Origin of the sequence: Lactiplantibacillus songbeiensis, from assembly GCF_005405125.1 — a bacterium.
Lineage (GTDB): Bacteria > Bacillota > Bacilli > Lactobacillales > Lactobacillaceae > Lactiplantibacillus > Lactiplantibacillus songbeiensis.
Genome location: NZ_BJDL01000019.1, coordinates 44684 through 68211, shown reverse-complemented (window position 1 = coordinate 68211; position 23528 = coordinate 44684). Strand labels below are relative to the sequence as shown.

The window sequence follows — 23528 nt, the reverse complement described above, 5'->3', positions numbered from 1 at the left end:
TGGCAATGTGACGCTCATTTGTTGGCAAATGCGGGTTGGTCTTCCAATCCGCCTGTTGATGAATGAGTTTTTTTAGTTTTAACCTAAATAACATTGGGGGACTTGGCAGATGGAGAAGAAAGCCTTTCGACAACAACAGATTCAACGATTAAGTCAGCTTACTGACGCTGATCGTGACCAGCAAAACGCCTCTTTGCAACGACAATTGTTTGCAACGACTGCTTGGCAACAAGCACAAACGGTCGCAATCACGATCAGTAGCGCCATTGAGGTGGCGACGCAGCCATTGATTGAAGCGGCCTGGCAAGCTGGTAAGCAAGTCGTGATTCCCAAGACCTTGCCACAGCGACAGATGGCCTTTATCCCGTATACGGCGACCAGTCAGTTAGCGCGGACTAAGTTTGGCATTTTAGAACCGACCACGGGTGACGCCGTGCCTAAGACCGCGATTGACCTGATTTTAGTACCAGGATTAGGGTATAGTCGGTCGGATCATGCTCGGATCGGGTTTGGTGGCGGGTACTATGACCGCTACCTGGCAGATTATCCGGGTACTAAACTAACATTGGCTTACCGTGAGATGGCATTTGCGCATGCCGAGTGGCCAGTCGATGCGTATGATATTTTATTAGATGACTTATTAGTAGCAGAGGATGGTGTTAATGACAGAGATTAAACGATGGTGGCAAACTCAGCCAGCGGTGACCCATATCTTATTAGGCTTAACCATTGCTGTCTTTTTAGTCGAATGGCTATTAGGCGGTAGTACGGTTTCTTACGTCCTATATATGTTGGGCGCCAAAAATGATCAGGCGATTATTGCTGGTCAATGGTGGCGCCTGTTCACGCCGATTTTCTTACATATGGGCTTGATGCATATTGCAGTCAATGGCGTGGTGATTTACTTTATGGGGATGCAGATTGAAGCGTTATTTGGCCATTGGCGGATGCTGTTACTGTATCTGCTTGGTGGCGTGAGCGGGAACGTGATGAGCTTTGCATTGTCACCGAACCAATCAGTTGGTGCTAGTACCGCCATTTTTGCCCTGTTTGGGGCGTTCTTAATGGTCGGGGAGTCCTTCTGGGAGAATCCAGTGATTCGCCAGTTAACGCGGCAATTCCTACTCCTGACAGTTATGAATTTGGTCTTTGATATTTTCTCAACGGGGATCGATATTTGGGGCCATGTCGGCGGATTAGCTGGCGGTTTCTTATTGGCCTATGTTGTCGGTGTGCCACGGATTGGTCAGATTCCACGGATGAAACGAATTCTAGCGGGAATTACCTTAGTGATCGCATGGATTGCACTAGTAAAATTAGGTTTTACAAACTGGCAATAAACTGTATAATTAATCGAGGATATGCACATGAAGACACTTTACGATGTCCAACAATTACTGAAGAAATTCGGTGTTTATGTCTACGTGGGCAAGCGGATTTGGGATATTGAGTTAATGGCCATCGAGATTGATCATTTGTATCAAGCTGGGGTCATTGACGCCAAGTTGTACGCTCGCGTAAAAGTCGTCTTGAATCATGAGCACCGGATAGAAGCAGCACGTGAGCAATCAGCTGACGGTGATGAGCACCGTTAACTAGGGCTTTGAGTAAGTTGATATTCGGCAATAACCAACACGACTGGTTGATTCAGTCGCATCACTTAGATGGAGGGATTTTGTAACATGGATCGCAAATTAATCGGGGTCGACCTTGGTGGGACGACCACTAAATTCGCTATTTTAACTGAAAATGGTGACATTCAACAAAAATGGAGCATCGAAACAACGATTTTAGATGAAGGCGCACATATCGTGCCAAACATCATCGACTCTATTAACCATCACATCGACTTATACAAGATGAATAAGTCAGACTTTGTCGGTATTGGGATGGGGACTCCTGGGACAGTTGATTTAGACGCTGGGACCGTTATCGGCGCTTACAACTTGAACTGGAAGACCTTACAACCCGTTAAAAAGCAGATTGAAGCTGGCACCGGGATTCAATTTACTTTGGATAACGATGCCAACGTCGCTGCTTTAGGCGAACGCTGGAAGGGTGCTGGCGAAAATGGTAACGATGTGGTCTTTGTAACTCTTGGGACTGGTGTCGGTGGCGGTGTCATCGCTGGCGGTCACTTATTACACGGGGCAGCTGGCGCAGCTGGTGAAATTGGTCATGTGACCGTTAAGCCAGATGGCTATATGTGTACTTGTGGCAAGCGCGGTTGTTTGGAACAATATGCATCCGCAACCGGGGTGGTCCATGTGGCTCGTGATATGGCTGAAGAATTCTCTGGCGTCTCAAAATTAAAGCAACTCTTAGATAACGGTGAAGAAATCAGTTCTAAGATTACTTTTGACTTAGCTAAAGAAGGCGACATCTTAGCACAAAGTGTCGTTGACCGGGTTAGCTTCTACTTAGGCTTAGCTTTAGCCAACGTTGGTAACACGATGAACCCATCATCTATCATTATCGGTGGCGGGGTTTCCGCAGCCGGCGACTTCTTATTACGTCAAGTCGACCATTACTTCAAACAAAACACATTCCCAACCGTTCGTAACACGACTGAATTGAAGTTAGCTGTGTTAGGTAACGATGCTGGGGTTATCGGTGCGGCTTCATTAGCGCAACGGTTTATTTAAAACAAATATTGATTAAGTCTGGAGATTGAGTTCTTCAGGCTTTTTTCGTGTTTAGGATTAAAGGTTAAGGGACTAAAAACGGTCTTGCTAAAGTTGCTCGTCTGCGTTGACCAGGGTATTCGCGGTGGGGCAGACCTGCAGCCATAGAGCGGTCTGCAGGGCGCTTTTGAGCCGCAACCCACGTCTCAAAAGTCGGCCCAGCCACTAAGGTTGGAAAGCCCGTCGATCTAAGTGGCTCGACACGGCGAATGACCTGGTCACTCCGACTGTTGATGGTGATTGAAAATAGATATGATGCTTGAAATGATTTCTAACACTTGTTACTTAGGTTTCGGGAGTTAGTACTCTTACAATAGGCCTGACTTGCAGTTTAAAAGTGGAGTTAAGAAGTTACCTCGTTATCAAAAAGTCTAAGTTGATTGATGGACTCAATGAGTTTAACAATATGAACATGTTTCACGAATTATCTAATTATTTAGAAAACAGGTTTTGATCGTAACCAACAAAATAATCAGCCATCACTTTAGCGCAGGGCGGGCTGGATGATGCTCAGTGGTGAAATTTCACTTGATCGGGTGGGTTTCCCGGTCTAGTGAAAGCCCGGCTTGTGAGACCGTACTGTGGCTCACAAACGTGGCCACCACGTTCCAGCATCAATCCAGACCAACCGGAGCGGCACTATCAGCAAGTTTATCCACTGTCTTGAATTGTTCAAGCGTAATTAATGTCAGGGTTTACAAACCGCGGTTTACAGGGCTGCAAGATATGTGTAAAATATAGAAGTAGAAATTAGGAGGGATACTGTGGTTTTAGGTGCGATTAGTGGTTTGACTTATGTCAACATCGTTTTGCTGGTCTTAATTGCGGCTTATTTTATTTGGTCATTATACAATTATATTCGGCGGCGGCAAGTGTCGCAGATGTTAGAAGAAGATGAGTTCCAAGCAGGGATGCGTAAGGCTCAAGTGATTGACTTGCGTGAAAAGAAAGATTTTGACGCGGGTCACATCTTAGGTGCTCGGAATATTCCATTCACGTCTTTAAAAATGCGAATGAATGAATTACGGGCAGATATGCCAATCTATCTTTACGATCAGACTCATAGTTTGAGTACCCGGGCCGTGGTTTTGTTAGCTAAAAAAGGCTACAAAGAGTTATATATCTTGAAGCCCGGCTATGCAAAGTGGGAAGGTAAGACGAAAAAAGCGAAGTATTAAAAAAATGGCGGCCAGAACAATGCTCTTGTTCATGCCACCATTTTTTAGTTTAACCGTTATGAGCACTACGACTTTTGCGTAACGCGCGTTTGCGGTTTTCTTCGAATTTGTTTTCTTGGTCTTCAATTGGATCAACGACCTGCTTCTTGAACGATAGTACGGAACCGATAACGGCGCCGGCAGTTGCGACAACGCCGAATAAGAAACCGCGTGTAAATGATTTCATAGTTAGACCCTCCTAGTAAGTTCTTAGTTTCATTATGATTGTTTTGCGATTAGATATCAATATTAAAAGCTTGAAATATTTTGGGGTAAGTAGAGGTGGTCACATGTTAACACAGATTATTGCCCATCGCGGCAGCAAAGGAACTCGACCAGAGAATACCTTGCCATCCTTTGCGGCGGCGCTAGCGGATGGGGCCGATGGGATTGAAACCGATGTCCATTTATCAAAAGACGGTCATCTGATCATCATGCATGACGAACGCGTTGATCGAACGACTGACGGTGAAGGCCGGATTGTTGATTTGACGTTGGCACAACTTAAACAGCTTGATGCCGGGATAAAGTTTGATGCCAGTTATGCCGGAACACGGGTGCCAACTTTGGATGAGGTCGTGCAGTTACTGATTGATAAAAAGTTCACGGGTATTTTTAATTTAGAATTAAAGACGAATAAGATTCATTATGACGGGATTGAAGCCATGGTCGCTGATTATTTTAATCATCATCATGTCCCGTTCAAATTGGTCTATTCGAGCTTTTATGGCAAATCAATTGAACGCTTGCATGCCTTACAACCTGAAGCCGAATTTGATAGCTTATTTCAGACGAAATTCAAAACGGCCAAACGGTTGCATGCTGAACAAGTGATTATCGGCTACCACCCAGATATTCGCTGGGTGCGGCGTCACTGGCTGTTGTTGCCCAAGGTACAGTTACGGCCTTGGACGGTAAATACTGAGCGTGATATGAAGTTTTGTTATCGGCATCACTTTGCTGGTTTAATTACCGATTATCCCGGCTTGGCGTATCGGTTGCGGCTTAAGATGCAGGGAGGTTAATCATGAATCAAAAAGTGTTATTAATCGCCGGCCCCACCGCCGTTGGCAAAACGGCGCTTTCATTAACGTTAGCGCGGCAATTTAATGGGGAGATCATCTCAGGGGATTCGATGCAAGTTTACCGCCATCTCGATATTGGCACGGCCAAGGTCTTACCAGCAGAACGGGTGGGCATTCCGCATTATTTAATTGATATTAAGGCCGTTAATCAGCGTTTTACGGTCGCAGAGTTTGTGACACGGGCCACGGATCTGATTAATCAGATTCAAGCCCGTGGCAAGTTGCCGATTATTGTTGGGGGAACTGGCTTTTACCTACAGTCATTGTTAGCTGGTTATCAATTTGGGCCAACTAAGGCGGCGCCAGATATGGCGTATCGGCAACAATTATTTGATTTAGCGGCTGCGCAGGGTTCGGACGCTGTGTGGCAGCAGCTACAAACGATTGATCCAGCGGCGGCAGCGGCGATTGAACCGCAGAATACCGTCCGCGTTGTGCGCGCGTTAGAATATCAACACACGAGTGACCAGCTATTCTCCGCTCAGGCCGATACACCAACAACCGCGTTAGATGCGCTGACGCTTTGTCTGACGGCCAATCGCCAGCTCGTCTATGACCGCATTAATCAGCGGGTTGATCAGATGATGACGGCAGGGCTAGTTGACGAGGCGAAATGGCTCTATGATCAAGGAGGGCGCGAACTGCCAGCTGGCAAAGGCATCGGCTACCATGAACTATTTCCGTATTTTGAAGGTCAGACGGACTTGGCCGCCGCAGTTGAACTGATCAAGCAAGATTCGCGTCACTATGCGAAGCGCCAGCTGACCTGGTTTCGCAATAAGATGAGTGTGGACTGGTTCAACTTATTGGAACACCCCGACCAGCAACAAGATATCCAAGCCCAGTTAGCTAGTTGGTTGAACTAAAAATAAATTGGTATACCCGATATAAATGATGTGATATTTTCTTACATGTATGATTGACATTCTGGTATGACATTGCTAATATTAAGCATGTATTAAAGAGGAGGGTCGTCATGAAGGAAAAGGAATTGCGTCGTTCGTTAGCTGTCCTACCAATTGGTACAGTTATGAAGTTGGCTAATTTGACCGCCCGGCAGATTCGCTATTATGAAGAACAAGGGTTGAGTCATCCGGAACGCAACGCCGGTAATCGGCGGATGTTCTCATTAAACGATGTTGATCGCTTGTTAGAGATCAAGGATTATTTAGCTGCTGGGATTAATATTGCTGGGATTAAAGAAATTTATGCTCAGCAACAGCAAAAAGCCAAACAACAGGCCGCTGATTTAGCGCGGCCGCTGACTGACAACGATGTACGCCAGATCCTACATGACGAGTTTCTGAATATCGGGGGCTTTAAGTCCAAACATGGTCCAGAATTTCCGACTCATTAATTCGTCTGCATCCATATAGTCAATCAATTTAAGGAGCGATTTGCATGGCAAAACAGCAATATACAAAGGACGACATTCGTAAGATTGTTAAAGAAGAGAACGTTAACTTTTTACGTTTAATGTTCACTGATTTATTTGGGACCATCAAAAATGTTGAAGTACCGGTTTCTCAACTGGACAAGTTATTAGATAATAAATTAATGTTTGATGGCTCTTCAATCGACGGTTTCGTTCGCATCGAAGAAAGTGACATGTATTTATATCCAGACTTATCGACTTGGTTAATCATGCCTTGGAATACTGAACATGGGAAGATTGCTCGGATCATCTGTGAAGTTTACACGTCCGACCGCCAACCATTCGAAGGCGATCCTCGTAACAACTTGATCCGGGTCTTAAGCGACATGCGTGATGCCGGCTACACGGCCTTTAATATCGGGACTGAACCTGAATTCTTCTTATTCAAGATGAATGATAAAGGCGAACCAACGACCGAACTTAACGATAAAGGGAGCTACTTTGATTTAGCCCCAATGGACTTAGGTGAAAACTGTCGGCGTGATATCGCGTTGGAACTCGAACGCTTAGGCTTTAATGTCGAAGCCAGTCACCATGAAGTTGCTCCTGGCCAACATGAAATTGACTTTAAGTATGCGGACGCTTTAACTGCCGCTGACCATATCCAAACGTTCAAATTAGTCGTCAAGACGATTGCGCGCAAGTACAATTTATGGGCAACCTTCATGCCAAAACCATTAAATGGTGTCAATGGCTCTGGGATGCACGTGAATATGTCCTTGTTCCATGATCAAGGCAATGCGTTCTACGACAAGAGCGAACAAGATGAATTACAATTATCAACCGATGCCTATCATTTCTTAGGCGGCTTGATGAAGCATGCCCGTAGTTATACGGCGGTAACCAACCCAACCGTTAACTCATACAAACGTTTAGTGCCTGGCTACGAAGCCCCAGTTTATGTGGCTTGGTCTGGGTCTAACCGCTCACCAATGATTCGAATTCCAAGTGCCCGTGGCTTGTCCACCCGTTTGGAATTACGGAGTGTTGATGCCTCAGCTAACCCTTACTTAGCCTTTGCAGCCGTTTTGGAAGCTGGTCTGGATGGGGTTAAGAACAACATCGAACCACCGAAGAGTATTGACCGTAACATCTACGTCATGAACGAAGACGAACGGCAAGCGGCTGGAATTGAAGACTTACCATCAACGTTGCACAATGCGTTGAAGGAATTCCAGACTGACCCAACCATGAAGAAGGCGTTAGGACCACATATCTATCAAAGCTTCTTGGAAGCGAAACGCTTAGAATGGGCGTCATATCGTCAACAAGTTAGTGAATGGGAACGCGAACAATACATGGAATTGTATTAAACTGATACTTGATTAAAAAGAAGTCCTGTTGGGGCTTCTTTTTTTCGGATTGGTTAAATGGCAATCGAAATCGACGTAACTTGTTATAAAATTGAAAAATTACCAGCACAAACCTTTATTATTGGCTGGTTTTTCGGTAACATGAGTATTAGAAACGCAATTCAGCAATTTGCCAATTATCAATTGATTGCAAGGAGATTATCATGGAAAAACAAAGTCAGCCTGATCTTGAACAAAACGAACAAGATCAACCTACGCGCGAGCTAACGGATAGCTTACAGCAAAAACTGGACTATTTATCAACGCTGCGCCAAGCAATTTCGGCTGGTGATGATCGATTGATCTACGAATTGATCGATGGTGACCATTATCACCAAGCCTTATTAAATGAAGAACCAAATCCCGCCCGCAATACGCAGGTCAATTTAATTACGGATGTGCATCCAGCAATCAGCCATTATTTAAGTACTAAGCTCATTGATTATTTGGCCCATGAATACCCATTCTTTTATTATGAAGAGACCCAGCTCGGCGAATTCCAGATTTACTTTGGAAATTGGTGGGATCGTCGGCGGTTTGGTAAGCTCAATGCCTTAAAAGTCGCCTTTGAGTTCAGCCAAGAAGAATTCAATAAGTTACAAAAAACATTTGAATTGGCGGCTAGCCATAAACGGTTCAATACGGATGGCATTCAACGGATTTCGGCAGCTAATGATCAATTACAAGCCTTGATTGATGCTCAAGGCGACCGTGATCAACAAAAAGATAAGTTACGGCAACAACTAAAAGAAAATGGCCAACGGAACTCATTGTTTGATTCTGGCCGGATTAAAGATGAACGTCAACAAATCATTGATCAGTTAACTAAGCTTGCTGAACAAGATGAACAAGCTAACAATGCCCATGCCACCATGAAGGATAACGAAGCCAAGATTTTGACCCTTTCTAAGGAGGACACGATTTTGGCTTATGAAAAGCAAGCCATTGAGAAATCCTTTAAGAGTTTTGAAAACTTTAATGAGCGTAATCGTAGTCTCTACGTCGACTACTTGACCACGCTGATTGGAAAGGCACAGGTCAATGCTGATGACGAATGATGCGAAAAAGATTGACTCGGCAACGCTCAGTACCCATGGAAAGTTGTCGATGTTTAACGAGGGTCTTAAAAGCGGCTTAGCGAACGGTCAAAAGTTCACCAAGTTAATGGATCAATTGATTGATACAAACGATGGTGAGACCTTATTAACTGCGGCTAAGGAATTGTCTGACTTTAAGCTGGACTCCGCTTATGTGACATTCCCACATCAATACCAGAATGCAGACTATTATCTGATCTTTATGAGTCGGCTCTTAGGAATGCATGATGATGAACATGCGATCTTAAATACCCGAGCGCACAGCGAATCGTTGTACCATGTCTTCAATGAGTTATCTGATGACTATACATTCTTGTACCAAGTCGTCGATAATGATAATGGTGGGGCTTACTATCATGAACAAACGACTGGTGAAAACTTGTTCTATATTCACTTGGAACGCCGGTTGCTGCGATTTAATAGTACCGCTTTCACAAATTTATTTATTAATAAATTATTGTTAAAAGGTGTTGGCGTTGACCAAATTAATACCGTGCTTGCCACGTTAATTAACTTTGGTCATTATTTACAAGATGACTTCGGCTTTAACGTCGACTTCAATATCTTGGATGTGGCTAATGCAGCGAAGTACGAATTACATGAGGCTGATTTGAGTGGAGAAGTCGTTGATAAGTTGTTTGTGACGGCTGCTAAGAATGACTACATGTTGCAGAATTCACCCCATGGTCATGGCGCGCAGATTCAATTACCAGGAGACTTGTTGATTGATATCTTTGATGCTGGGTCGGCTGGGACTGCTAAGTGGGTCATCACCGTCCATGATGATGAGCAACGGGTGTCGTGGTTTGACGTTTTATTGCACTTTGATTTCATGCGTGATTGGTACTTAGAAAATATTGAGTCGCTGGCGATTAAAGCCGACCCATTAGTTTTTGCGTAGAGGTGTGTTGATGTTAGATTTAACGAAATTACAACAACAATCGATTCGATTAGACCAAGACATTACGGCCAAACAAGCGATTCACTGGCGGCCAGCCGAACGGTTACAGAATGCGATGGTGTCGTTAGACGTTGAGCTGGCTGAAATGGCCAACACGTCCGAATGGTTCAAAGTTTGGAAGATTCATAAGGGCAAGGCCGATGCGGGTAAGACGCATCGTGAGACCCTTTTAAATGAATACGTCGATGCGATGGATTTCTTCTTCTTAGTTGCGGCGATTCAGCAGTGGACGCATTTGATGCCGATGACCGCCGATGCCTTGGCTGAGCTGGGTGAGAAAAAGGCGACTGATTTAAATAAGCAGTATTTGGCGATTAAACATTTGTTGTATGATGCTTATTTTGATCATCGTCAAGTGAGTTATCAGCATGCTTGGCATGTCTTTTTGAAGATTGGATTGGTTGATTTCGGCTTTAAGCAGGATGAGATTCAGGCGGCCTTTGAAGCTAAGAATCAAGTGAATGAAGAACGACAAGAAAATAATTATTAAAGGGGAGTGCGACTGGCTGGGGCTGGTGGCACTTTTTTAGAGTGATGAAAAAGACCGACGATTCAACTTTAAATGGCCATTACCTTGGTTAACAAGATGGTAAGAGTGAAGCAGACCTCATGCAGTTTAAGGCAACCCACAGCATCCAAGGAGGAAAAACTAATGTTTACATTTATTATCACATCAAGTGAGTATCGGCTATTGAAGGGGCTTGACGCAGAAATAATGGATGGTGTCGACTGGATAAAAAAACAAGACGATTCCGTTTGTATCCATTTTAAAGACTTTGAGACATTTGATTCTTTTATGGCAGATTTAAACGATATGGAAGCAACTTTAGGTATGGACGATGAGCAAGAAAACTTGACGCCAGTGGGTGTAAAATTACAGGATCTTTATGATAGAGCCTATAATCTTGAAGAAGATGAAGATTAAATACTGGGATTCCAAATTATTATTGGGCTAGTAGTGATTATTTCACTATTGGACTTTTTTGATAAGGAGTTATTGGAAAATCGACAAAAATAGCAGTAATTCATATTGACGCCGTTCCGTGCTGGACGGTCGTCTTTTTATGGGGTTAGGGTTTGACCTAATGACTTGAACAAGTTATAAGATTACTTAAAACTAAATAAGTGTGTATGGGTCAATGATTGTTGCTGTTCGTGGAGGGTTGTTTTTTGTGCAAAAAATTATTTTACATTACAGTTTCTTTTTAATATAAACAAAACCAGAAATCAACGTTTACGATGATTTCTGGTTTTGAGAATGTTTCAATTTATGCGAATATGTCACGAGTGAGACTTGAACTCACAACCCTCCGCTTAGAAGGCGGATGCTCTATCCAGTTGAGCTACCATGACAACAACAGATACAATTATAGATAAGAACGTTCAGACTGTCAATTTTTATTTAAAAAAACAATTGCGGTGGTAAGGCTTTGTAAGACGAATTTTTAGCTCATGTGAGTAGTATTATTTGAGACATAATTAATTTTGTTTTCTACTAGATCTTGCATCGGAAAAATCGTCCCTACAAACGTGGGGAATACACGCTGTTATCAAATAATGCACAGTCATACCGGATCATCCCTACATACGTGGGGAATACTGCATCGACTTCTGGTTTGGTTTCCGTCATGTGGGATCATCCCTACATACGTGGGGAATACGTCAACCGGCAATTATTCCCCATGGGCATAATGGGATCATCCCTACATACGTGGGGAATACATGCTGTCGCATTTTCTAGGATTGGTTTCTGCAGGATCATCCCTACATACGTGGGGAATACTAACCACTCCAATAATATAGATAGTCCGTATAAGGATCATCCCTACATACGTGGGGAATACGATAGAGTTCGATTATCACTCGCAAATGCCTGAGGATCATCCCTACATACGTGGGGAATACCCAACCATTTCCGGTCAGCGTGGGATTTTCCTAGGATCATCCCTACATACGTGGGGAATACTAAGCAAGCGGGTTACACACCGCTGTATTACAGGGATCATCCCTACATACGTGGGGAATACTGTTTGAGGCCACGACTGGCGCTGAAACTAAGAGGATCATCCCTACATACGTGGGGAATACGAGTTCTTCTTTTAAGAGTGGATTAATCATTTAGGATCATCCCTACATACGTGGGGAATACTCAATCTATGAAAGATGTGAACGAACCATGTCAGGATCATCCCTACATACGTGGGGAATACTAGTCGTGAACAAGTCTCGGTCAACGATTGTCAGGATCATCCCTACATACGTGGGGAATACCCACCGCTTCGTACCATCGCATAGATTAGTGAAGGATCATCCCTACATACGTGGGGAATACCATCAGTCTTAGGACTGGTTGTAGCCACTGGCGGGATCATCCCTACATACGTGGGGAATACCGATGGGATTGGACCAGAAATTAGTTAGAGAAAGGATCATCCCTACATACGTGGGGAATACGACGCCAATACGCAAACGTTCCAATCGGCTTCAGGATCATCCCTACATACGTGGGGAATACTCCTACTCGGTCGGTGGTTTTTTCATGCTCAGAGGATCATCCCTACATACGTGGGGAATACTTTAAATGGAAGTCTCGTATCCCCATCGACAGGGGATCATCCCTACATACGTGGGGAATACTCGGCGCGTGTGGCCTTAGTTGCTGCATAGTTAGGATCATCCCTACATACGTGGGGAATACCAATTAAGTTCATGATAGTACCTCCTAAGGTTGGGATCATCCCTACATACGTGGGGAATACACCAAGTGAGTAACTCGCCAGACAAGTTTTTAGGGATCATCCCTACATACGTGGGGAATACTTTTAATCATTTGAAAATCTCCATATTCTCTAAGGATCATCCCTACATACGTGGGGAATACGATTCCAAGATGCTGGTAACATCCTTATTCACGGGATCATCCCTACATACGTGGGGAATACGGTTCTGAACCTCATCACCACTATCTATAATTAGGATCATCCCTACATACGTGGGGAATACGACGCTTCCCGGCTCTTCTTGTACCGTTTTAAAGGATCATCCCTACATACGTGGGGAATACTGGGAGTATCTTAGATAGCCTTTATTATGAAGGGGATCATCCCTACATACGTGGGGAATACGAAACTTAATTATGACCGTGTTTACACGTCTGGGGATCATCCCTACATACGTGGGGAATACATGGCCGTGAGGTTAAAACATTTCCGCCAGATAGGATCATCCCTACATACGTGGGGAATACGAAAGCCATTCAGGGTTGTGAAACCATCTGTTAGGATCATCCCTACATACGTGGGGAATACATGACAATTGCCTACCTTCTGCCCGTCATCTGGGGATCATCCCTACATACGTGGGGAATACAACTGATCAACAGAATCAAAACTAGTTCCATCAGGATCATCCCTACATACGTGGGGAATACAGCCGGTGAACTTTTTTAGCGATGAATTTATCAGGATCATCCCTACATACGTGGGGAATACAACTACGTTAATTACGAGAAACCAACCAAGTTGGGATCATCCCTACATACGTGGGGAATACTTTTAAATGGCGTTAGATAATGAAGATTATGTGGGATCATCCCTACATACGTGGGGAATACGTTTCAGTGTACGTTTTTCCATCCAAATGTTGGGGATCATCCCTACATACGTGGGGAATACGCAGACACTGATCTATCAAGCGGCGAATGCGCGGGATCATCCCTACATACGTGGGGAATACCTTAATCACAGACGGTTCAGAGTCACAGACAGGGGATCATCCCTACATACGTGGGGAATACACTAAAAGATCCTTGATATAACAGCATTTTGAATTTGCATAACTATCAAATTCAATTAGTTTGTACCTCTAAACCAAGCCTTCATTTAAAGCATACCTTAGCAATAAATTATTGACAATAGTTCTCAGAACTTTTCTTACTGAATAGAATGAGCTGTCTCTGCAAGGCAACTGAAATTTGTTTATAGTTGCTAATATTTTTGAGAGCGATAGAGATACATTTTTCTTTACCAAAAATTAATTATTTTTGTCGTTTAATCCTGGTAAGTATGAGCGACATATGACGACGTTATGCTAGTAAAATAATTGTGGATTAATATAAATAAATATGGCAAATACCAATGCACGACAGCAAATTGGGTTTACATCAACGTGAGGATCATCAATAGTCCGATGACGGGTAAATGATTGATGCTATAATAAGATTTATAAAAAAGGAGGAGTTTTAAGATGAAGAAATTTGTAAAAGCTGGCTTAATGCTGGTACTAGGTTTGACATTAGTTGCACCAGGCATGACTACCCCGGCTAACGCAGCTAGCAAGGTTAAGGTTGTTTCGACGACTGGCATCGCGAAGACGGCTTATCATGGTAAAAAAGGGTATATCTACAGTAGTGCCAAATTGACTAAGAAAAAGCATAATATGAGAAATTATAAGTACACTACTTGGTACGGTACTAAGAAAGCAACGATTAAGAAGACTGGTAAGAAGCAAGCTTCTTTAACTTATATTAAAGCTGGGAAGAAACATGGCTGGATTTATAGTAAGTATTTGACTGCTGGGAAGGCGCCAGTTAATACTGCAAAGATTCGTCAGAATGAAGTCTTGAAATACAATAAATATTTAACGGGTGCCGGGGATGATATTCAAAGTAGTGGCGTTTTATCTGTAAACGCTGGTTACGGTGACATAGGCAGTGATATTAGTTACAAATGGGATTTTGGTCCTCTCAGTTTCGATGTAGGCCAAACTATTAAGAATAGAAAAGTGCTGTTAGAAGTATATGATTTGTTTAAATCTCACTTCACGACTACTCAAAAAGCAAATCTTAATGCAATGGTAGACGATTTGAGTAATACGTCAATTAATGATGACACTGTTGACTTAGTTAATTCAAAAATGACAAACATTGCGGATGTGATGGCAGGTTTAATGGAGAACTTAAAATAGAAGATCAGGTGAAGAGGCTGGAATCGATAAACAGTCTCTTTTTTTATTGATCGTTTTCATTTAATAACTTAAGAAAGCCTAAAGAATCCCAAAATTCCCCAAAACTAACAAAAAATTAGTGCATTTCCCTTGAAATATTCCTGTAACATAACGATAATATAAATGTAACAGGGAAGGAGAAACGCTTATGGGTCCAGTATTAGCAATTGTCGGCATTATTGCCATTGCCGGTGGCGTGCAATATTATACAAACTTTGTTGCTAAGGAGAATGCAAGCAGTAAACATTTTACCGCCTCCCGTAATAACCGCTAGGCATTCGGGAGTTTCTTTAGTAACCGCACACCGTGCACGTTAATTACAATCAAACAATCAAAAAAAGAACTGACCATTAACTGGCCAGTTCTTTTTTTGATTGATTACTTGATTTTTGGGGTTGCTTCGATCGTTTCAGTTTTACCAGCAGCAAAACGTTGGATCGCAGCAGTTTGCTTTTCGCGACGAATCCGCTTTTGCTTGTCAGCAACTGGACGACGTGTTGCCCATGTGTTATATGGTTTACGTACTTCAGTCATGAGAGAAATTCCTCCTTCTTTTAGTCCAATGATAATTATTGTAAAGCATAAACGACATATATTGCAACTAAAATTAACAAAAAATCGATTTTTTTTGAAATTAATTGCTAAATGATGGACGCTTTATCCTTTTCCGTCTTGGTTATTGCAATAAATAGACGACTTTTACTTTTGATGTTATATTTATTTTAGAAAGTAGGGAAGTCGAATGAGTCATGAGATTGATCCGCGCGTGGATAAAACCCGGCGGCGGTTGCGACAGGCGCTAATCACGTTGCTGCAAGACCATAAAGTTGAAAATATTTCGGTTCAACAATTAACGTCAACGGCTGAGGTGACCCGCGGAACCTTTTATTTACATTATAAAGATAAATCTGATTTTGTGAACCATGCCTTAAATGACTTGGTGACGGAATTATTTGAACAAGCGATTGTGACGGTAGCGATTAGCGAAGTGATTACGAACCCCGCTGATCCGTTACGACGTGTCCAAGTGCTTTCCTTATCAAAGGCCTTAACGTACATTGACCAGCATGCTGATGCGTTTAAGACGCTATTGCTTAATCAGAGTCAACTGGCCGTTAATCGGCGAATTACAGCGCAATTAGGGGATTGGATGCAACGGTTCTACCGTGATTTTGAGGATCAATTTGCTGATTTGGAAGTTCCAGTCAGCATTCAAATTGCGTATTATGTGTCTTCAACGGTTGGATTAATTACCGACTGGTTGGCAAATGACATGATCTATACGCCACGATATCTAACCAAATGTATCAAAAAATTACATCATCTAATGACCGTGGGCAATATTACCTTCACTGATTTTTTTGTGCAGTAGCATTTATAGCTTGACTACTGGCCAGTAATTTGATAATATTTTCATGTTGTATTTGTGGACTTCTGCAGCTACAACCGCACGAGTTGAGTCTTAAGTTCAGCGATGACGCTTAACTTGGCGAGTCTAAGTGATTCATAATTTAAGGAGGTGCACAAACGTGTACGCAATTATTGTAACTGGTGGTAAACAATATAAAGTTGAAGCAGGCCAAGCAATCTATGTAGAAAAGCTTGATGCTGCTGCAGGCGAAAAGGTTACTTTTGATCAAGTAGTCTTTGTCGGTGGCGATTCAACCAAGATCGGTACCCCTACTGTTGATGGTGCGACGGTCGAAGGTACTGTTGAAAAACAAGGCCGCGAACGTAAAGTGATTACTTTCAAGTACAAGGCTAAGAAGGGCCAACATACTAAGAAAGGTCATCGTCAACCATATACCAAGGTAACGATCGACTCAATTAACGCATAAATAAGAAAGTAGGCATACTTATGATTCAGGCCATGATTACTCGCAACCCAGCTGGTCAAGTCACCAGCTTTCGTTTGACGGGTCATGCTGACTCAGGTGCTTATGGACAAGACATCGTTTGCGCAGCGGTTTCGGTGTTGGCAATTAGTACAATCAATGGGATTGAACAAGTTGCGCACCTCAAACCAGCGATTCAAAGTGATGAGACTAACGGCGGGTTGTTAATTGCAGATTTCACTAAGCTCGACTTAGCAAATTCGCAATTACAAACGTTGCTGGCGAGTTTCACACTCGGATTAAACGATGTGGCCACGAACTATGCGGATTATATTCGCGTTCGTGAGCAAATACGATAACCACATTTCGGAGGTGGACTTACTATGAAAATGGATTTGCAATTCTTCTCTCACCATAAAGGTGGCGGTTCTACTGCCAACGGTCGTGACTCAGCTGGTCGGCGTTTAGGTGCCAAGCGGGCTGATGGCCAAACTGTTAAAGGTGGCAACATCCTTTACCGTCAACGCGGGACGCATATTTACCCTGGTGTTAACGTTGGCCGTGGTGGCGACGATACATTATTTGCAAAGGTTGACGGTGTCGTTCGTTTCGAACGTAAAGGTCGCGACAAGCGCCAAGTTTCAGTTTACCCAGCAAAATAATTTTTTGAAAGAGCCTCTGCGTGAGGCTCTTTTTTTAACGCTTGGCACAACCAAATTTAACGAAACTGCGCGTTATTGCCGAAGTTTGGTATAATGGACGGTGTTAATGATGGGAGTGACAACATGTTAAGTCGAATTGCACGCTTACAAGCCAAGTTTGACCAGCTTAAGATTGACGCCTTTTTAGTCGCCAGTGATAGCAATTTACAATATTTAACCGCCATGCCGGATTTGGCAGGTGCCGGTTATTTATTGGTCCTGCATGATACCGTTTACTTGATTACCGATTCTCGGTATCAGACGGCGTTTGCAGATCAGTATGACGATCAGCACTTGATCATCACCCGTGACTACCTTGCCGCGGTCTGTGAGGTGATTGCGCAGACCCAGACCGGTGTGATGGGGTTTGAAGATGACTTGCCTTATCAGGCCTATAGTTATCTGGATGAGAACCTCACCAGTGACCTCGTTGCTTTGCCGGCAGTGGTCGATCAATTACGTGAAACTAAAAGTGCCGCCGAAATTGACGCCTTACGTGCTTCCGCCCAATTGGCCGATGCTGGTTTTGAGTATGTCACCAGTCTCGTGCGGCCAGGAATGCGTGAGATTGATGTCAGCAACTTGCTAGATGCCTTTATGCGGTCACGTGGCGCCAGTGGGCCATCTTTCACGACAATCGTGTTAGGTGGCGCACGGGCCGCGTTACCTCATGGTACGGCCTCGCAAGCCCGGCTGACAGCTGGTCAGCTAGTGACCTTGGACTTTGGCTACTTTTTAAATGGCTACACCTCGGATATGACGCGGACTTTTGCCCTCGGTGAACCTGATGTGAAGCTCAAAAAAGCTTACCAAGTCGTGCAATCAGCGCAACAGGCCGTGATTGACCAAGTGCGTCCCGGTGCGATTGGGGCGGATCTTGATCAGATTGGCCGCGACTTAATTACGGCAGCTGGGTATGGCGAGGCCTTTAACCATGGCATGGGCCATGGGATTGGTTTAGCGATTCACGAAGCGCCGTTAATTTCAAAACGCAGTCCTGAAATGTTAGTTGCCGATAGTGTTGTGACCGTCGAACCGGGCGTTTATTTCCCAGATCTCGGTGGCATGCGAATCGAAGATGACATTTTAGTTACTGCGACTGGTCACGAGCGGTTAACGCAAGCGACCCGCAATTTACTAATTTTGTAACAAGACAGTTGCCACAACGGCGCTCACTTGTTATAGTAATAAAGATATCTTCATAGGAGGACTTTAAATGATTTCAACAGCAGATTTTAAAAACGGTTTAACAATTGAAGTAGACCATGCCATTTGGCGTATCGTGGAATTCCAGCACGTTAAGCCTGGTAAGGGTGGTGCCTTCGTACGGTCAAAGCTTAAGAACTTGCGGACGGGTGCCGTTCAAGATAAGACTTTCCGTGCCGGTGCTAAGATGGAACAAGCACCAATCGAAAAGAGCACGATGCAATACCTTTATGAAGACGGTGACAACTATGTCTTCATGAACACGGATACTTACGAACAAATTGAAATTCCTGGGGACCATATTCAAACTGAATTGAAGTTCTTGAAGGAAAACATGGAAGTTCAAGTAACCTTGTATAACAACGAAGTGTTAGGCATCGAATTACCTAATACCGTTACGCTTGAAGTTTCTGATACGGAACCTGGCATTAAAGGGGACACCGCTTCTGGTGGTTCCAAGCCAGCAACGTTGGAAACTGGTGCGATTATCCAAGTGCCATTCTTCGTTAAGGCGGGCGACAAGTTAATCGTCAACACCGTTGATAGCACTTACGTTTCTCGGGCTTAAGGTGATCTAGTACCGACAAACATGGAATTGGAGGAATGTCAAAATGGCTGAAAGTAGCAACATTACGTTACAAAGTAAAGAACCCAGCTTAGGACAAATTCAAATTGCACCTGAAGTGCTTGAGATAATCGTTGGTATCGCGGTAAGCCAAATTGATGGCGTCAACCGCATGCGCGGCTCGATTTCTTCCAGTGTAAATGAGTTGTTCGGTCGCAAGAAGAGTCTTGGTAAAGGTGTTAAGTTAACGATTGTCGATGATCAGATCAGTGTGGATGTCTATGCTTACTTAGATTACGGCGTGTCCGTACCAAAAGTCGCTTTAGCGATTCAGGATAAGATTAAGCAACAGATTTTATTCATGACTGATTTGGCATTGAGTGAAGTTAACGTTCACATTACTGGGATTGTTACCGAAAAGACGGAAAGCGCCATTGATCCGAATAATCTTTTCGGCGATGCTGACCCTGAAGCTGATGAAAATGAAGATGGTGAAGAATCTTGAGTTTAACGCGTCATGAAATCCGTGAAAAGGCGTTCCAAGCACTCTTTGCTTTGAACTCCAATCCGGAAGCTGATGAAAATCAGCTTTATCAACAGTTACTAAATCCTGATGAAACTGATGAATTAGAAATTCCCAGTTACCTCAGCACGTTGGTGACGGGAGTGTTGACCCATCAGACGGAATTAGATGGCTTGATTCAACCTTATTTAAGCAGTACCTGGTCACTTGACCGGCTAGCCAAGACGGATTTAATCATCTTGCGAATTGCCTTTTATGAATTGAATTATGTCGATGACGTTCCAGGTAAAGTGGCTGTCAATGAAGCAATCGAATTAACGAAAGCTTTCAGTGATGATCAATCTCGGAAGTTCGTGAGTGGGGTCTTAGGTAAGGCCGTTACCCACGATACGATTTAGTCTAAAACCGAACAATATGATGTTCAACCTTGAAAGCCTGGCAGATTGCCAGGCTTTTTTTAACACTTTCTAAGTAAACCCGCTATTTATCACCGCTTAGAATATGATAAAATGGGAAAAGACAAACGAAGGAGCGTGACAGGTGTGACAACAATTATTGATGGTAAACAAGTCGCTAAACAAGTCAATGAAGCCACTCAAAATGAGGTTGCGACATTAGCTGCGCAGGGTGTCCAACCGGGCATCGCAGTGATTATTGTTGGGGCCGATCCGGCTAGTCAAATTTATGTACGGAATAAGAATCGCAAGGCTACTAAGCTCGGGATGCATTCTGTTGTTCGGGAATTACCGGCAACGACGACCCAAGCGGAATTACTATCAATCATTGCTGAATATAATGCTGATGATCAGATTCACGGCATTTTGGTTCAGTCGCCATTACCTAAGCAGATCAATGAACCACTGATTACCTTGGCCATTGATCCGCAAAAAGACGTTGATGGGTTCCATCCCACCAATATGGGCAAGCTGATTACCAACTTCCCTGGCAACTATCCGGTGGCCAATACGCCACGGGGCATTATGACTTTACTACATGCCTATGATGTCGATCCAGCTGGTAAGACCGCAGTCGTGATTGGGCGTAGTACGATTGTCGGGAAACCGATGGCTGCATTATTGACGAATGCCAATGCGACGGTCACAATTGCGCATAGTCGGACGAAAGATCTGAAAGCTTTAGCACGTACTGCGGATATCTTAGTCGTGGCTACGGGGATTGCCCATCTGATTACGGGTGCCGATATCAAGCCAGGTGCGACGGTCATTGATGTGGGGATGGATCGTGATGAAAACGGTAAGTTGGTCGGTGACGTTGACTTTGATTCGGCCCAAGGGGTAGCTGGGTTGATTACCCCAGTCCCTGGTGGTGTCGGTCCAATGACGATTGCCACTTTGATGCAGACGACCGTTGAATTAGCAAAATGGAGTGATTTGAGTGAGTAACAGTCAAGATTACTTGACAGTCTCCGCGTTGACCCAATATTTAAAACGTAAATTTGAAGTTGATCCGTATCTAGGCAAAGTCTATTTAACGGGGGAGATTTCTAACTATCGTCCGCGGGCGAATGCCCATCAATATTTTAGTCTCAAAGATGACCATGCCAAGATTTCAGCCATCATGTTTCGCTCGGCTTTTGCCAAAGTGAAATTTCAACCAGAAGTTGGGATGAAAGTCATGGTCGTTGGCCGGATTGGGTTATATGAACCCAGCGGTAGCTATCAGATTTATATTGAACGCATGGAACCCGATGGCGTGGGGGCCTTGTATCAAGCTTATGAACAATTAAAAAAGAAGTTAGCAACGGAAGGGCTATTTAGTGCGGCTAAAAAGCCCTTGCCGCGTTTCCCTAAACGAATCGCTGTGGTGACTAGTCCAAGCGGGGCGGTTATTCGTGATATTATCACGACCACGCGTCGCCGCTTTCCAATTGCACAGATTGTGCTGTATCCCGCCCAAGTGCAAGGTGATGCGGCTGCACCAGAGATTGCGCGACAAATCGCCCGGGCTAATCAAGCGGGCAACTTTGACACGCTGATTATTGGGCGTGGGGGTGGTTCGATCGAAGATTTATGGCCGTTTAATGAAGAAGTGGTGGCGCGAGCGATTGCGGACAGTGCCTTGCCCGTGATCTCGTCAGTCGGTCATGAAACCGATACGACGATTGCCGACCTTGTAGCGGATGTCCGAGCGGCGACACCGACCGCGGCCGCAGAACTTGCGGTGCCAGTCTTCAATGAAGTTATGCTGCAACTTAATCAGGACCAGACCCGAGTCTTCAATGCTTTTCAGAACCTGGTCCAACATGATCGGCAACGTCTCGCTAAGCTACAAGCATCCTACGTCTTTACCCAACCGAATCGGCTGTATGAAGGCTATTTACAGAAATTAGATTTTTTAAATGAACGTTTAAAGCAAGCTGGCCAACAAAATGTGGCACAGGCGCAACAACAAGCGCAACGAGTGACGCAACGGCTGGCTCAGCAGACCCCGATTCATCGGGTTCGTCAAGCACAGACCCAATTAACCAATCTGCAACAACGACTTAATCGCGGGACCACGCTATTGATGAACGCCAAGCAGCAACAGCTGGCACGTGCCATTCAATCGCTGGATCTATTGAGTCCGTTGAAGATTATGGGGCGGGGCTATGCCTTTGTCACACACGATGATCAGATTGTGCGTTCGGCAACTGCCTTAGCGCCAGACCAGACTGTCCAGATTCACTTGGCAGATGGGCAAGCAACGGCGAAAATTAGTAAGGTCGATGGAGGAAAAACAAATGGCTGATAAACCAACTTTTGAAGCAAACTTAACCAGTTTAGAAACAATCGTAAACCAATTAGAAAGCGGCGATGTCCCATTGGAACAAGCTTTAGACCAGTTCCAAAAGGGCGTCGCTTTGAGTAAACAATTACAAGCCACCCTTGCTGGAGCCGAAAAGACGTTAACAAAGATGATGGACGAAAATGGCAATGAAGTGCCATTTGAACAACCGAAAGCCCCTGACGTCAATGAATAGGCAGTTATTAGCCGATTTTGAAGCAACTTGGGTGCCACGTGTGAATACTTACTTAGATGAGAATCTACGTGAGGTCAGTGATCGCGTTGAGTTAACGGCTGCCATGCGTTATTCGGTCTTAGCTGGTGGCAAACGGTTGCGGCCGCTATTGAGTTTAGCGGTATTGACCACGTTTAACCAGCCGATTACGGCCGCGGAATTACGGGCTAGTGTGGCGCTGGAGTTAATGCATACTTATTCGTTAATCCATGACGATTTACCAGCCATGGATAATGATGCCTTGCGCCGTGGCCAGCCAACCAGTCATGTCAAGTTTGGTGAAGACTTGGCGATTCTAGCGGGCGATGCGCTGCAGCCATTAGCCTTTCAATGGTTGGCTGATAGCGGCTTGCCAGCGGACAAACTGGCTAAGCTGACGTTAGGCTTGGCGCAAGCCGCAGGGCCACAAGGGATGGTTGCCGGTCAAGTCGCTGATGTTAAATCGACGGGGACGCAATTGACCTTACCCGTCTTGCAACAATTACATCGCGAAAAGACGGGGGCCTTGATTCACTATGCCGTCTTGGCGGGAGCCATTCAGGCTGGTGTTAGTGAACCAGTTCAAGCCGCATTGACCGCGTTTGGCGATGCTTTTGGGTTAGCTTTTCAGATTTATGATGATATTTTGGATGTTACCAGTACGCCGGCGCAACTTGGAAAAGCGACGCATAAGGATGCTGGTGAACATAAGAATACGTATCCCGGTTTGTTGGGGCTTGCCGGTGCGCGACAAGCGTTGAAAACGGCGGTGGCGAGTGCGCAAACGGCCCTCGACCGCACGGAAGCGTTAAGTCAGACAGATACCGCGTTATTAGCATCATTTTTAACGTATTTTACGAATTAG

29 protein-coding genes, 1 tRNA gene, 1 CRISPR repeat array and 1 other annotated feature are annotated in these 23528 nt (G+C 44.3%); of the genes, 27 read left to right on the top strand and 3 right to left on the bottom strand.

The genetic code is table 11. From position 1 onward, the window contains the following. The first annotated feature begins 109 nt into the window (after window positions 1–109). The 5 genes from FFM77_RS07945 (at window position 110) to FFM77_RS07925 (ending at window position 3862) form a co-directional block, all read left to right on the top strand. Complete coding sequence (locus FFM77_RS07945) at window positions 110–676, top strand: 5-formyltetrahydrofolate cyclo-ligase (protein ID WP_137635237.1); 567 nt, start codon at window positions 110–112, stop codon at window positions 674–676. Then, a complete protein-coding gene (locus FFM77_RS07940; protein ID WP_137635236.1) occupies window positions 663–1340 on the top strand; it encodes a rhomboid family intramembrane serine protease in 678 nt (225 codons plus the stop codon). Before FFM77_RS07945 ends, FFM77_RS07940 begins: the two co-directional genes overlap by 14 nt. A gap of 27 nt (window positions 1341–1367) precedes the next feature. Next, window positions 1368–1595: a YqgQ family protein gene (locus FFM77_RS07935; RefSeq protein WP_137635235.1), complete on the top strand. Its 228-nt coding sequence runs from the start codon at window positions 1368–1370 to the stop codon at window positions 1593–1595. Window positions 1596–1682: 87 nt separating this feature from the next. Beyond that, window positions 1683–2645 (top strand): ROK family glucokinase, encoded by a 963-nt coding sequence (locus FFM77_RS07930; protein ID WP_137635234.1) that lies wholly within the window; start codon window positions 1683–1685, stop codon window positions 2643–2645. Between the two features lie 803 nt (window positions 2646–3448). Then, the gene (locus FFM77_RS07925) at window positions 3449–3862 is read left to right on the top strand and encodes a rhodanese-like domain-containing protein (RefSeq protein WP_137635233.1); all 414 of its coding nucleotides are present in this window, start codon (window positions 3449–3451) and stop codon (window positions 3860–3862) included. A 49-nt stretch (window positions 3863–3911) separates the two neighbouring features. Here FFM77_RS07925 and FFM77_RS07920 read toward each other — a convergent pair whose 3' ends face one another. Beyond that, the gene (locus tag FFM77_RS07920; protein WP_137635232.1) at window positions 3912–4088 is read right to left on the bottom strand and encodes a DUF3042 family protein; all 177 of its coding nucleotides are present in this window, start codon (window positions 4086–4088) and stop codon (window positions 3912–3914) included. 103 nt (window positions 4089–4191) lie between these two features. Here FFM77_RS07920 and FFM77_RS07915 point away from each other — a divergent pair, with 103 nt between their 5' ends. The 8 genes from FFM77_RS07915 to FFM77_RS07880 all read left to right on the top strand — a co-directional run bounded on the left by FFM77_RS07915 (window position 4192) and on the right by FFM77_RS07880 (window position 10756). Beyond that, complete coding sequence (locus FFM77_RS07915; protein ID WP_137635231.1) at window positions 4192–4926, top strand: glycerophosphodiester phosphodiesterase; 735 nt, start codon at window positions 4192–4194, stop codon at window positions 4924–4926. Window positions 4927–4928: 2 nt separating this feature from the next. After that, a complete protein-coding gene (miaA, locus tag FFM77_RS07910) occupies window positions 4929–5852 on the top strand; it encodes a tRNA (adenosine(37)-N6)-dimethylallyltransferase MiaA (RefSeq protein WP_137635230.1) in 924 nt (307 codons plus the stop codon). Window positions 5853–5962: 110 nt separating this feature from the next. Continuing rightward, on the top strand, window positions 5963–6343 hold the full coding sequence (locus FFM77_RS07905; RefSeq protein ID WP_137635229.1) for a MerR family transcriptional regulator: 381 nt from the start codon (window positions 5963–5965) through the stop codon (window positions 6341–6343). 44 nt (window positions 6344–6387) lie between these two features. Beyond that, window positions 6388–7734 (top strand): type I glutamate--ammonia ligase, encoded by a 1347-nt coding sequence (gene glnA, locus FFM77_RS07900; protein WP_137635228.1) that lies wholly within the window; start codon window positions 6388–6390, stop codon window positions 7732–7734. A gap of 203 nt (window positions 7735–7937) precedes the next feature. Further along, window positions 7938–8831: an exonuclease SbcC gene (locus FFM77_RS07895; protein ID WP_137635227.1), complete on the top strand. Its 894-nt coding sequence runs from the start codon at window positions 7938–7940 to the stop codon at window positions 8829–8831. Next, complete coding sequence (locus tag FFM77_RS07890) at window positions 8821–9771, top strand: hypothetical protein (protein ID WP_137635269.1); 951 nt, start codon at window positions 8821–8823, stop codon at window positions 9769–9771. The genes FFM77_RS07895 and FFM77_RS07890 overlap by 11 nt, the downstream gene beginning before the upstream one ends. Before the next feature lie 10 nt (window positions 9772–9781). Further along, window positions 9782–10321 (top strand): dUTPase, encoded by a 540-nt coding sequence (locus FFM77_RS07885; protein ID WP_137635226.1) that lies wholly within the window; start codon window positions 9782–9784, stop codon window positions 10319–10321. A 162-nt stretch (window positions 10322–10483) separates the two neighbouring features. After that, on the top strand, window positions 10484–10756 hold the full coding sequence (locus FFM77_RS07880; RefSeq protein WP_137635225.1) for a hypothetical protein: 273 nt from the start codon (window positions 10484–10486) through the stop codon (window positions 10754–10756). A gap of 354 nt (window positions 10757–11110) precedes the next feature. On the opposite strand, the gene FFM77_RS07875 is transcribed toward FFM77_RS07880, so the two are convergent. Beyond that, window positions 11111–11184, bottom strand: a tRNA-Arg gene (locus FFM77_RS07875). A gap of 160 nt (window positions 11185–11344) precedes the next feature. After that, a CRISPR array of direct repeats spans window positions 11345–13627; the repeat unit is 28 nt; unit sequence GGATCATCCCTACATACGTGGGGAATAC. A 449-nt stretch (window positions 13628–14076) separates the two neighbouring features. Between FFM77_RS07875 and FFM77_RS07870 the strand changes: the two genes are divergently transcribed. Continuing rightward, window positions 14077–14796 (top strand): hypothetical protein, encoded by a 720-nt coding sequence (locus tag FFM77_RS07870; protein WP_137635224.1) that lies wholly within the window; start codon window positions 14077–14079, stop codon window positions 14794–14796. A gap of 187 nt (window positions 14797–14983) precedes the next feature. Further along, window positions 14984–15109, top strand: a complete 126-nt coding sequence (locus tag FFM77_RS14245) for a hypothetical protein (RefSeq protein WP_263390483.1) — start codon at window positions 14984–14986, stop codon at window positions 15107–15109. A gap of 104 nt (window positions 15110–15213) precedes the next feature. Here FFM77_RS14245 and FFM77_RS07865 read toward each other — a convergent pair whose 3' ends face one another. Next, entirely contained in the window at window positions 15214–15369 is a 156-nt protein-coding gene (locus tag FFM77_RS07865; protein WP_137635223.1) for a hypothetical protein, read from the bottom strand. A gap of 208 nt (window positions 15370–15577) precedes the next feature. Here FFM77_RS07865 and FFM77_RS07860 point away from each other — a divergent pair, with 208 nt between their 5' ends. From FFM77_RS07860 to FFM77_RS07805, 12 genes are all read left to right on the top strand, one after another. Beyond that, window positions 15578–16207, top strand: a complete 630-nt coding sequence (locus FFM77_RS07860; protein ID WP_137635222.1) for a TetR/AcrR family transcriptional regulator — start codon at window positions 15578–15580, stop codon at window positions 16205–16207. A gap of 62 nt (window positions 16208–16269) precedes the next feature. Continuing rightward, window positions 16270–16342, top strand: a sequence feature (ribosomal protein L21 leader region). A 22-nt stretch (window positions 16343–16364) separates the two neighbouring features. Next, window positions 16365–16673: a 50S ribosomal protein L21 gene (rplU, locus tag FFM77_RS07855; RefSeq protein ID WP_137635221.1), complete on the top strand. Its 309-nt coding sequence runs from the start codon at window positions 16365–16367 to the stop codon at window positions 16671–16673. 20 nt (window positions 16674–16693) lie between these two features. Then, window positions 16694–17029: a ribosomal-processing cysteine protease Prp gene (locus FFM77_RS07850; protein WP_137635220.1), complete on the top strand. Its 336-nt coding sequence runs from the start codon at window positions 16694–16696 to the stop codon at window positions 17027–17029. A 24-nt stretch (window positions 17030–17053) separates the two neighbouring features. Continuing rightward, window positions 17054–17332 carry a 50S ribosomal protein L27 gene (gene rpmA, locus FFM77_RS07845; RefSeq protein WP_130843822.1) on the top strand — a complete coding sequence of 93 codons (279 nt, stop codon included), beginning with the start codon at window positions 17054–17056 and terminating at the stop codon, window positions 17330–17332. Between the two features lie 123 nt (window positions 17333–17455). Then, window positions 17456–18520, top strand: a complete 1065-nt coding sequence (locus tag FFM77_RS07840; protein WP_137635219.1) for a M24 family metallopeptidase — start codon at window positions 17456–17458, stop codon at window positions 18518–18520. A gap of 67 nt (window positions 18521–18587) precedes the next feature. Next, entirely contained in the window at window positions 18588–19145 is a 558-nt protein-coding gene (efp, locus tag FFM77_RS07835; protein WP_137635218.1) for an elongation factor P, read from the top strand. Between the two features lie 43 nt (window positions 19146–19188). Beyond that, a complete protein-coding gene (locus FFM77_RS07830; RefSeq protein WP_137635217.1) occupies window positions 19189–19647 on the top strand; it encodes an Asp23/Gls24 family envelope stress response protein in 459 nt (152 codons plus the stop codon). Continuing rightward, entirely contained in the window at window positions 19644–20063 is a 420-nt protein-coding gene (gene nusB, locus FFM77_RS07825) for a transcription antitermination factor NusB (protein WP_137635216.1), read from the top strand. Before FFM77_RS07830 ends, nusB begins: the two co-directional genes overlap by 4 nt. Window positions 20064–20207: 144 nt before the next feature. Next, on the top strand, window positions 20208–21068 hold the full coding sequence (locus tag FFM77_RS07820; RefSeq protein WP_137635215.1) for a bifunctional 5,10-methylenetetrahydrofolate dehydrogenase/5,10-methenyltetrahydrofolate cyclohydrolase: 861 nt from the start codon (window positions 20208–20210) through the stop codon (window positions 21066–21068). Beyond that, the gene (gene xseA / locus FFM77_RS07815; protein ID WP_137635214.1) at window positions 21061–22413 is read left to right on the top strand and encodes an exodeoxyribonuclease VII large subunit; all 1353 of its coding nucleotides are present in this window, start codon (window positions 21061–21063) and stop codon (window positions 22411–22413) included. The genes FFM77_RS07820 and xseA overlap by 8 nt, the downstream gene beginning before the upstream one ends. Then, window positions 22406–22645 (top strand): exodeoxyribonuclease VII small subunit, encoded by a 240-nt coding sequence (locus FFM77_RS07810; protein WP_137635213.1) that lies wholly within the window; start codon window positions 22406–22408, stop codon window positions 22643–22645. Before xseA ends, FFM77_RS07810 begins: the two co-directional genes overlap by 8 nt. Continuing rightward, window positions 22638–23528 (top strand): polyprenyl synthetase family protein, encoded by an 891-nt coding sequence (locus FFM77_RS07805; protein ID WP_137635212.1) that lies wholly within the window; start codon window positions 22638–22640, stop codon window positions 23526–23528. Before FFM77_RS07810 ends, FFM77_RS07805 begins: the two co-directional genes overlap by 8 nt.

Excerpts from the sequence above, each read along its gene's own strand:
- FFM77_RS07945 (WP_137635237.1), top strand. The coding sequence starts at position 110 with ATGGAGAAGAAAGCCTTTCGACAACAACAGATTCAACGATTAAGTCAG.
- FFM77_RS14245 (WP_263390483.1), top strand. The coding sequence starts at position 14,984 with ATGGGTCCAGTATTAGCAATTGTCGGCATTATTGCCATTGCCGGTGGC.
- FFM77_RS07880 (WP_137635225.1), top strand. The coding sequence starts at position 10,484 with ATGTTTACATTTATTATCACATCAAGTGAGTATCGGCTATTGAAGGGG.
- efp (WP_137635218.1), top strand. The coding sequence starts at position 18,588 with ATGATTTCAACAGCAGATTTTAAAAACGGTTTAACAATTGAAGTAGAC.
- FFM77_RS07860 (WP_137635222.1), top strand. The coding sequence starts at position 15,578 with ATGAGTCATGAGATTGATCCGCGCGTGGATAAAACCCGGCGGCGGTTG.
- FFM77_RS07905 (WP_137635229.1), top strand. The coding sequence starts at position 5,963 with ATGAAGGAAAAGGAATTGCGTCGTTCGTTAGCTGTCCTACCAATTGGT.
- FFM77_RS07840 (WP_137635219.1), top strand. The coding sequence starts at position 17,456 with ATGTTAAGTCGAATTGCACGCTTACAAGCCAAGTTTGACCAGCTTAAG.
- FFM77_RS07895 (WP_137635227.1), top strand. The coding sequence starts at position 7,938 with ATGGAAAAACAAAGTCAGCCTGATCTTGAACAAAACGAACAAGATCAA.
- FFM77_RS07865 (WP_137635223.1), bottom strand. The coding sequence starts at position 15,369 with ATGACTGAAGTACGTAAACCATATAACACATGGGCAACACGTCGTCCA.
- FFM77_RS07805 (WP_137635212.1), top strand. The coding sequence starts at position 22,638 with ATGAATAGGCAGTTATTAGCCGATTTTGAAGCAACTTGGGTGCCACGT.
- FFM77_RS07890 (WP_137635269.1), top strand. The coding sequence starts at position 8,821 with ATGACGAATGATGCGAAAAAGATTGACTCGGCAACGCTCAGTACCCAT.
- FFM77_RS07920 (WP_137635232.1), bottom strand. The coding sequence starts at position 4,088 with ATGAAATCATTTACACGCGGTTTCTTATTCGGCGTTGTCGCAACTGCC.
- FFM77_RS07930 (WP_137635234.1), top strand. The coding sequence starts at position 1,683 with ATGGATCGCAAATTAATCGGGGTCGACCTTGGTGGGACGACCACTAAA.
- FFM77_RS07830 (WP_137635217.1), top strand. The coding sequence starts at position 19,189 with ATGGCTGAAAGTAGCAACATTACGTTACAAAGTAAAGAACCCAGCTTA.
- FFM77_RS07885 (WP_137635226.1), top strand. The coding sequence starts at position 9,782 with ATGTTAGATTTAACGAAATTACAACAACAATCGATTCGATTAGACCAA.
- FFM77_RS07870 (WP_137635224.1), top strand. The coding sequence starts at position 14,077 with ATGAAGAAATTTGTAAAAGCTGGCTTAATGCTGGTACTAGGTTTGACA.
- FFM77_RS07915 (WP_137635231.1), top strand. The coding sequence starts at position 4,192 with ATGTTAACACAGATTATTGCCCATCGCGGCAGCAAAGGAACTCGACCA.
- FFM77_RS07935 (WP_137635235.1), top strand. The coding sequence starts at position 1,368 with ATGAAGACACTTTACGATGTCCAACAATTACTGAAGAAATTCGGTGTT.
- glnA (WP_137635228.1), top strand. The coding sequence starts at position 6,388 with ATGGCAAAACAGCAATATACAAAGGACGACATTCGTAAGATTGTTAAA.
- FFM77_RS07940 (WP_137635236.1), top strand. The coding sequence starts at position 663 with ATGACAGAGATTAAACGATGGTGGCAAACTCAGCCAGCGGTGACCCAT.
- miaA (WP_137635230.1), top strand. The coding sequence starts at position 4,929 with ATGAATCAAAAAGTGTTATTAATCGCCGGCCCCACCGCCGTTGGCAAA.
- FFM77_RS07810 (WP_137635213.1), top strand. The coding sequence starts at position 22,406 with ATGGCTGATAAACCAACTTTTGAAGCAAACTTAACCAGTTTAGAAACA.
- rpmA (WP_130843822.1), top strand. The coding sequence starts at position 17,054 with ATGAAAATGGATTTGCAATTCTTCTCTCACCATAAAGGTGGCGGTTCT.
- FFM77_RS07850 (WP_137635220.1), top strand. The coding sequence starts at position 16,694 with ATGATTCAGGCCATGATTACTCGCAACCCAGCTGGTCAAGTCACCAGC.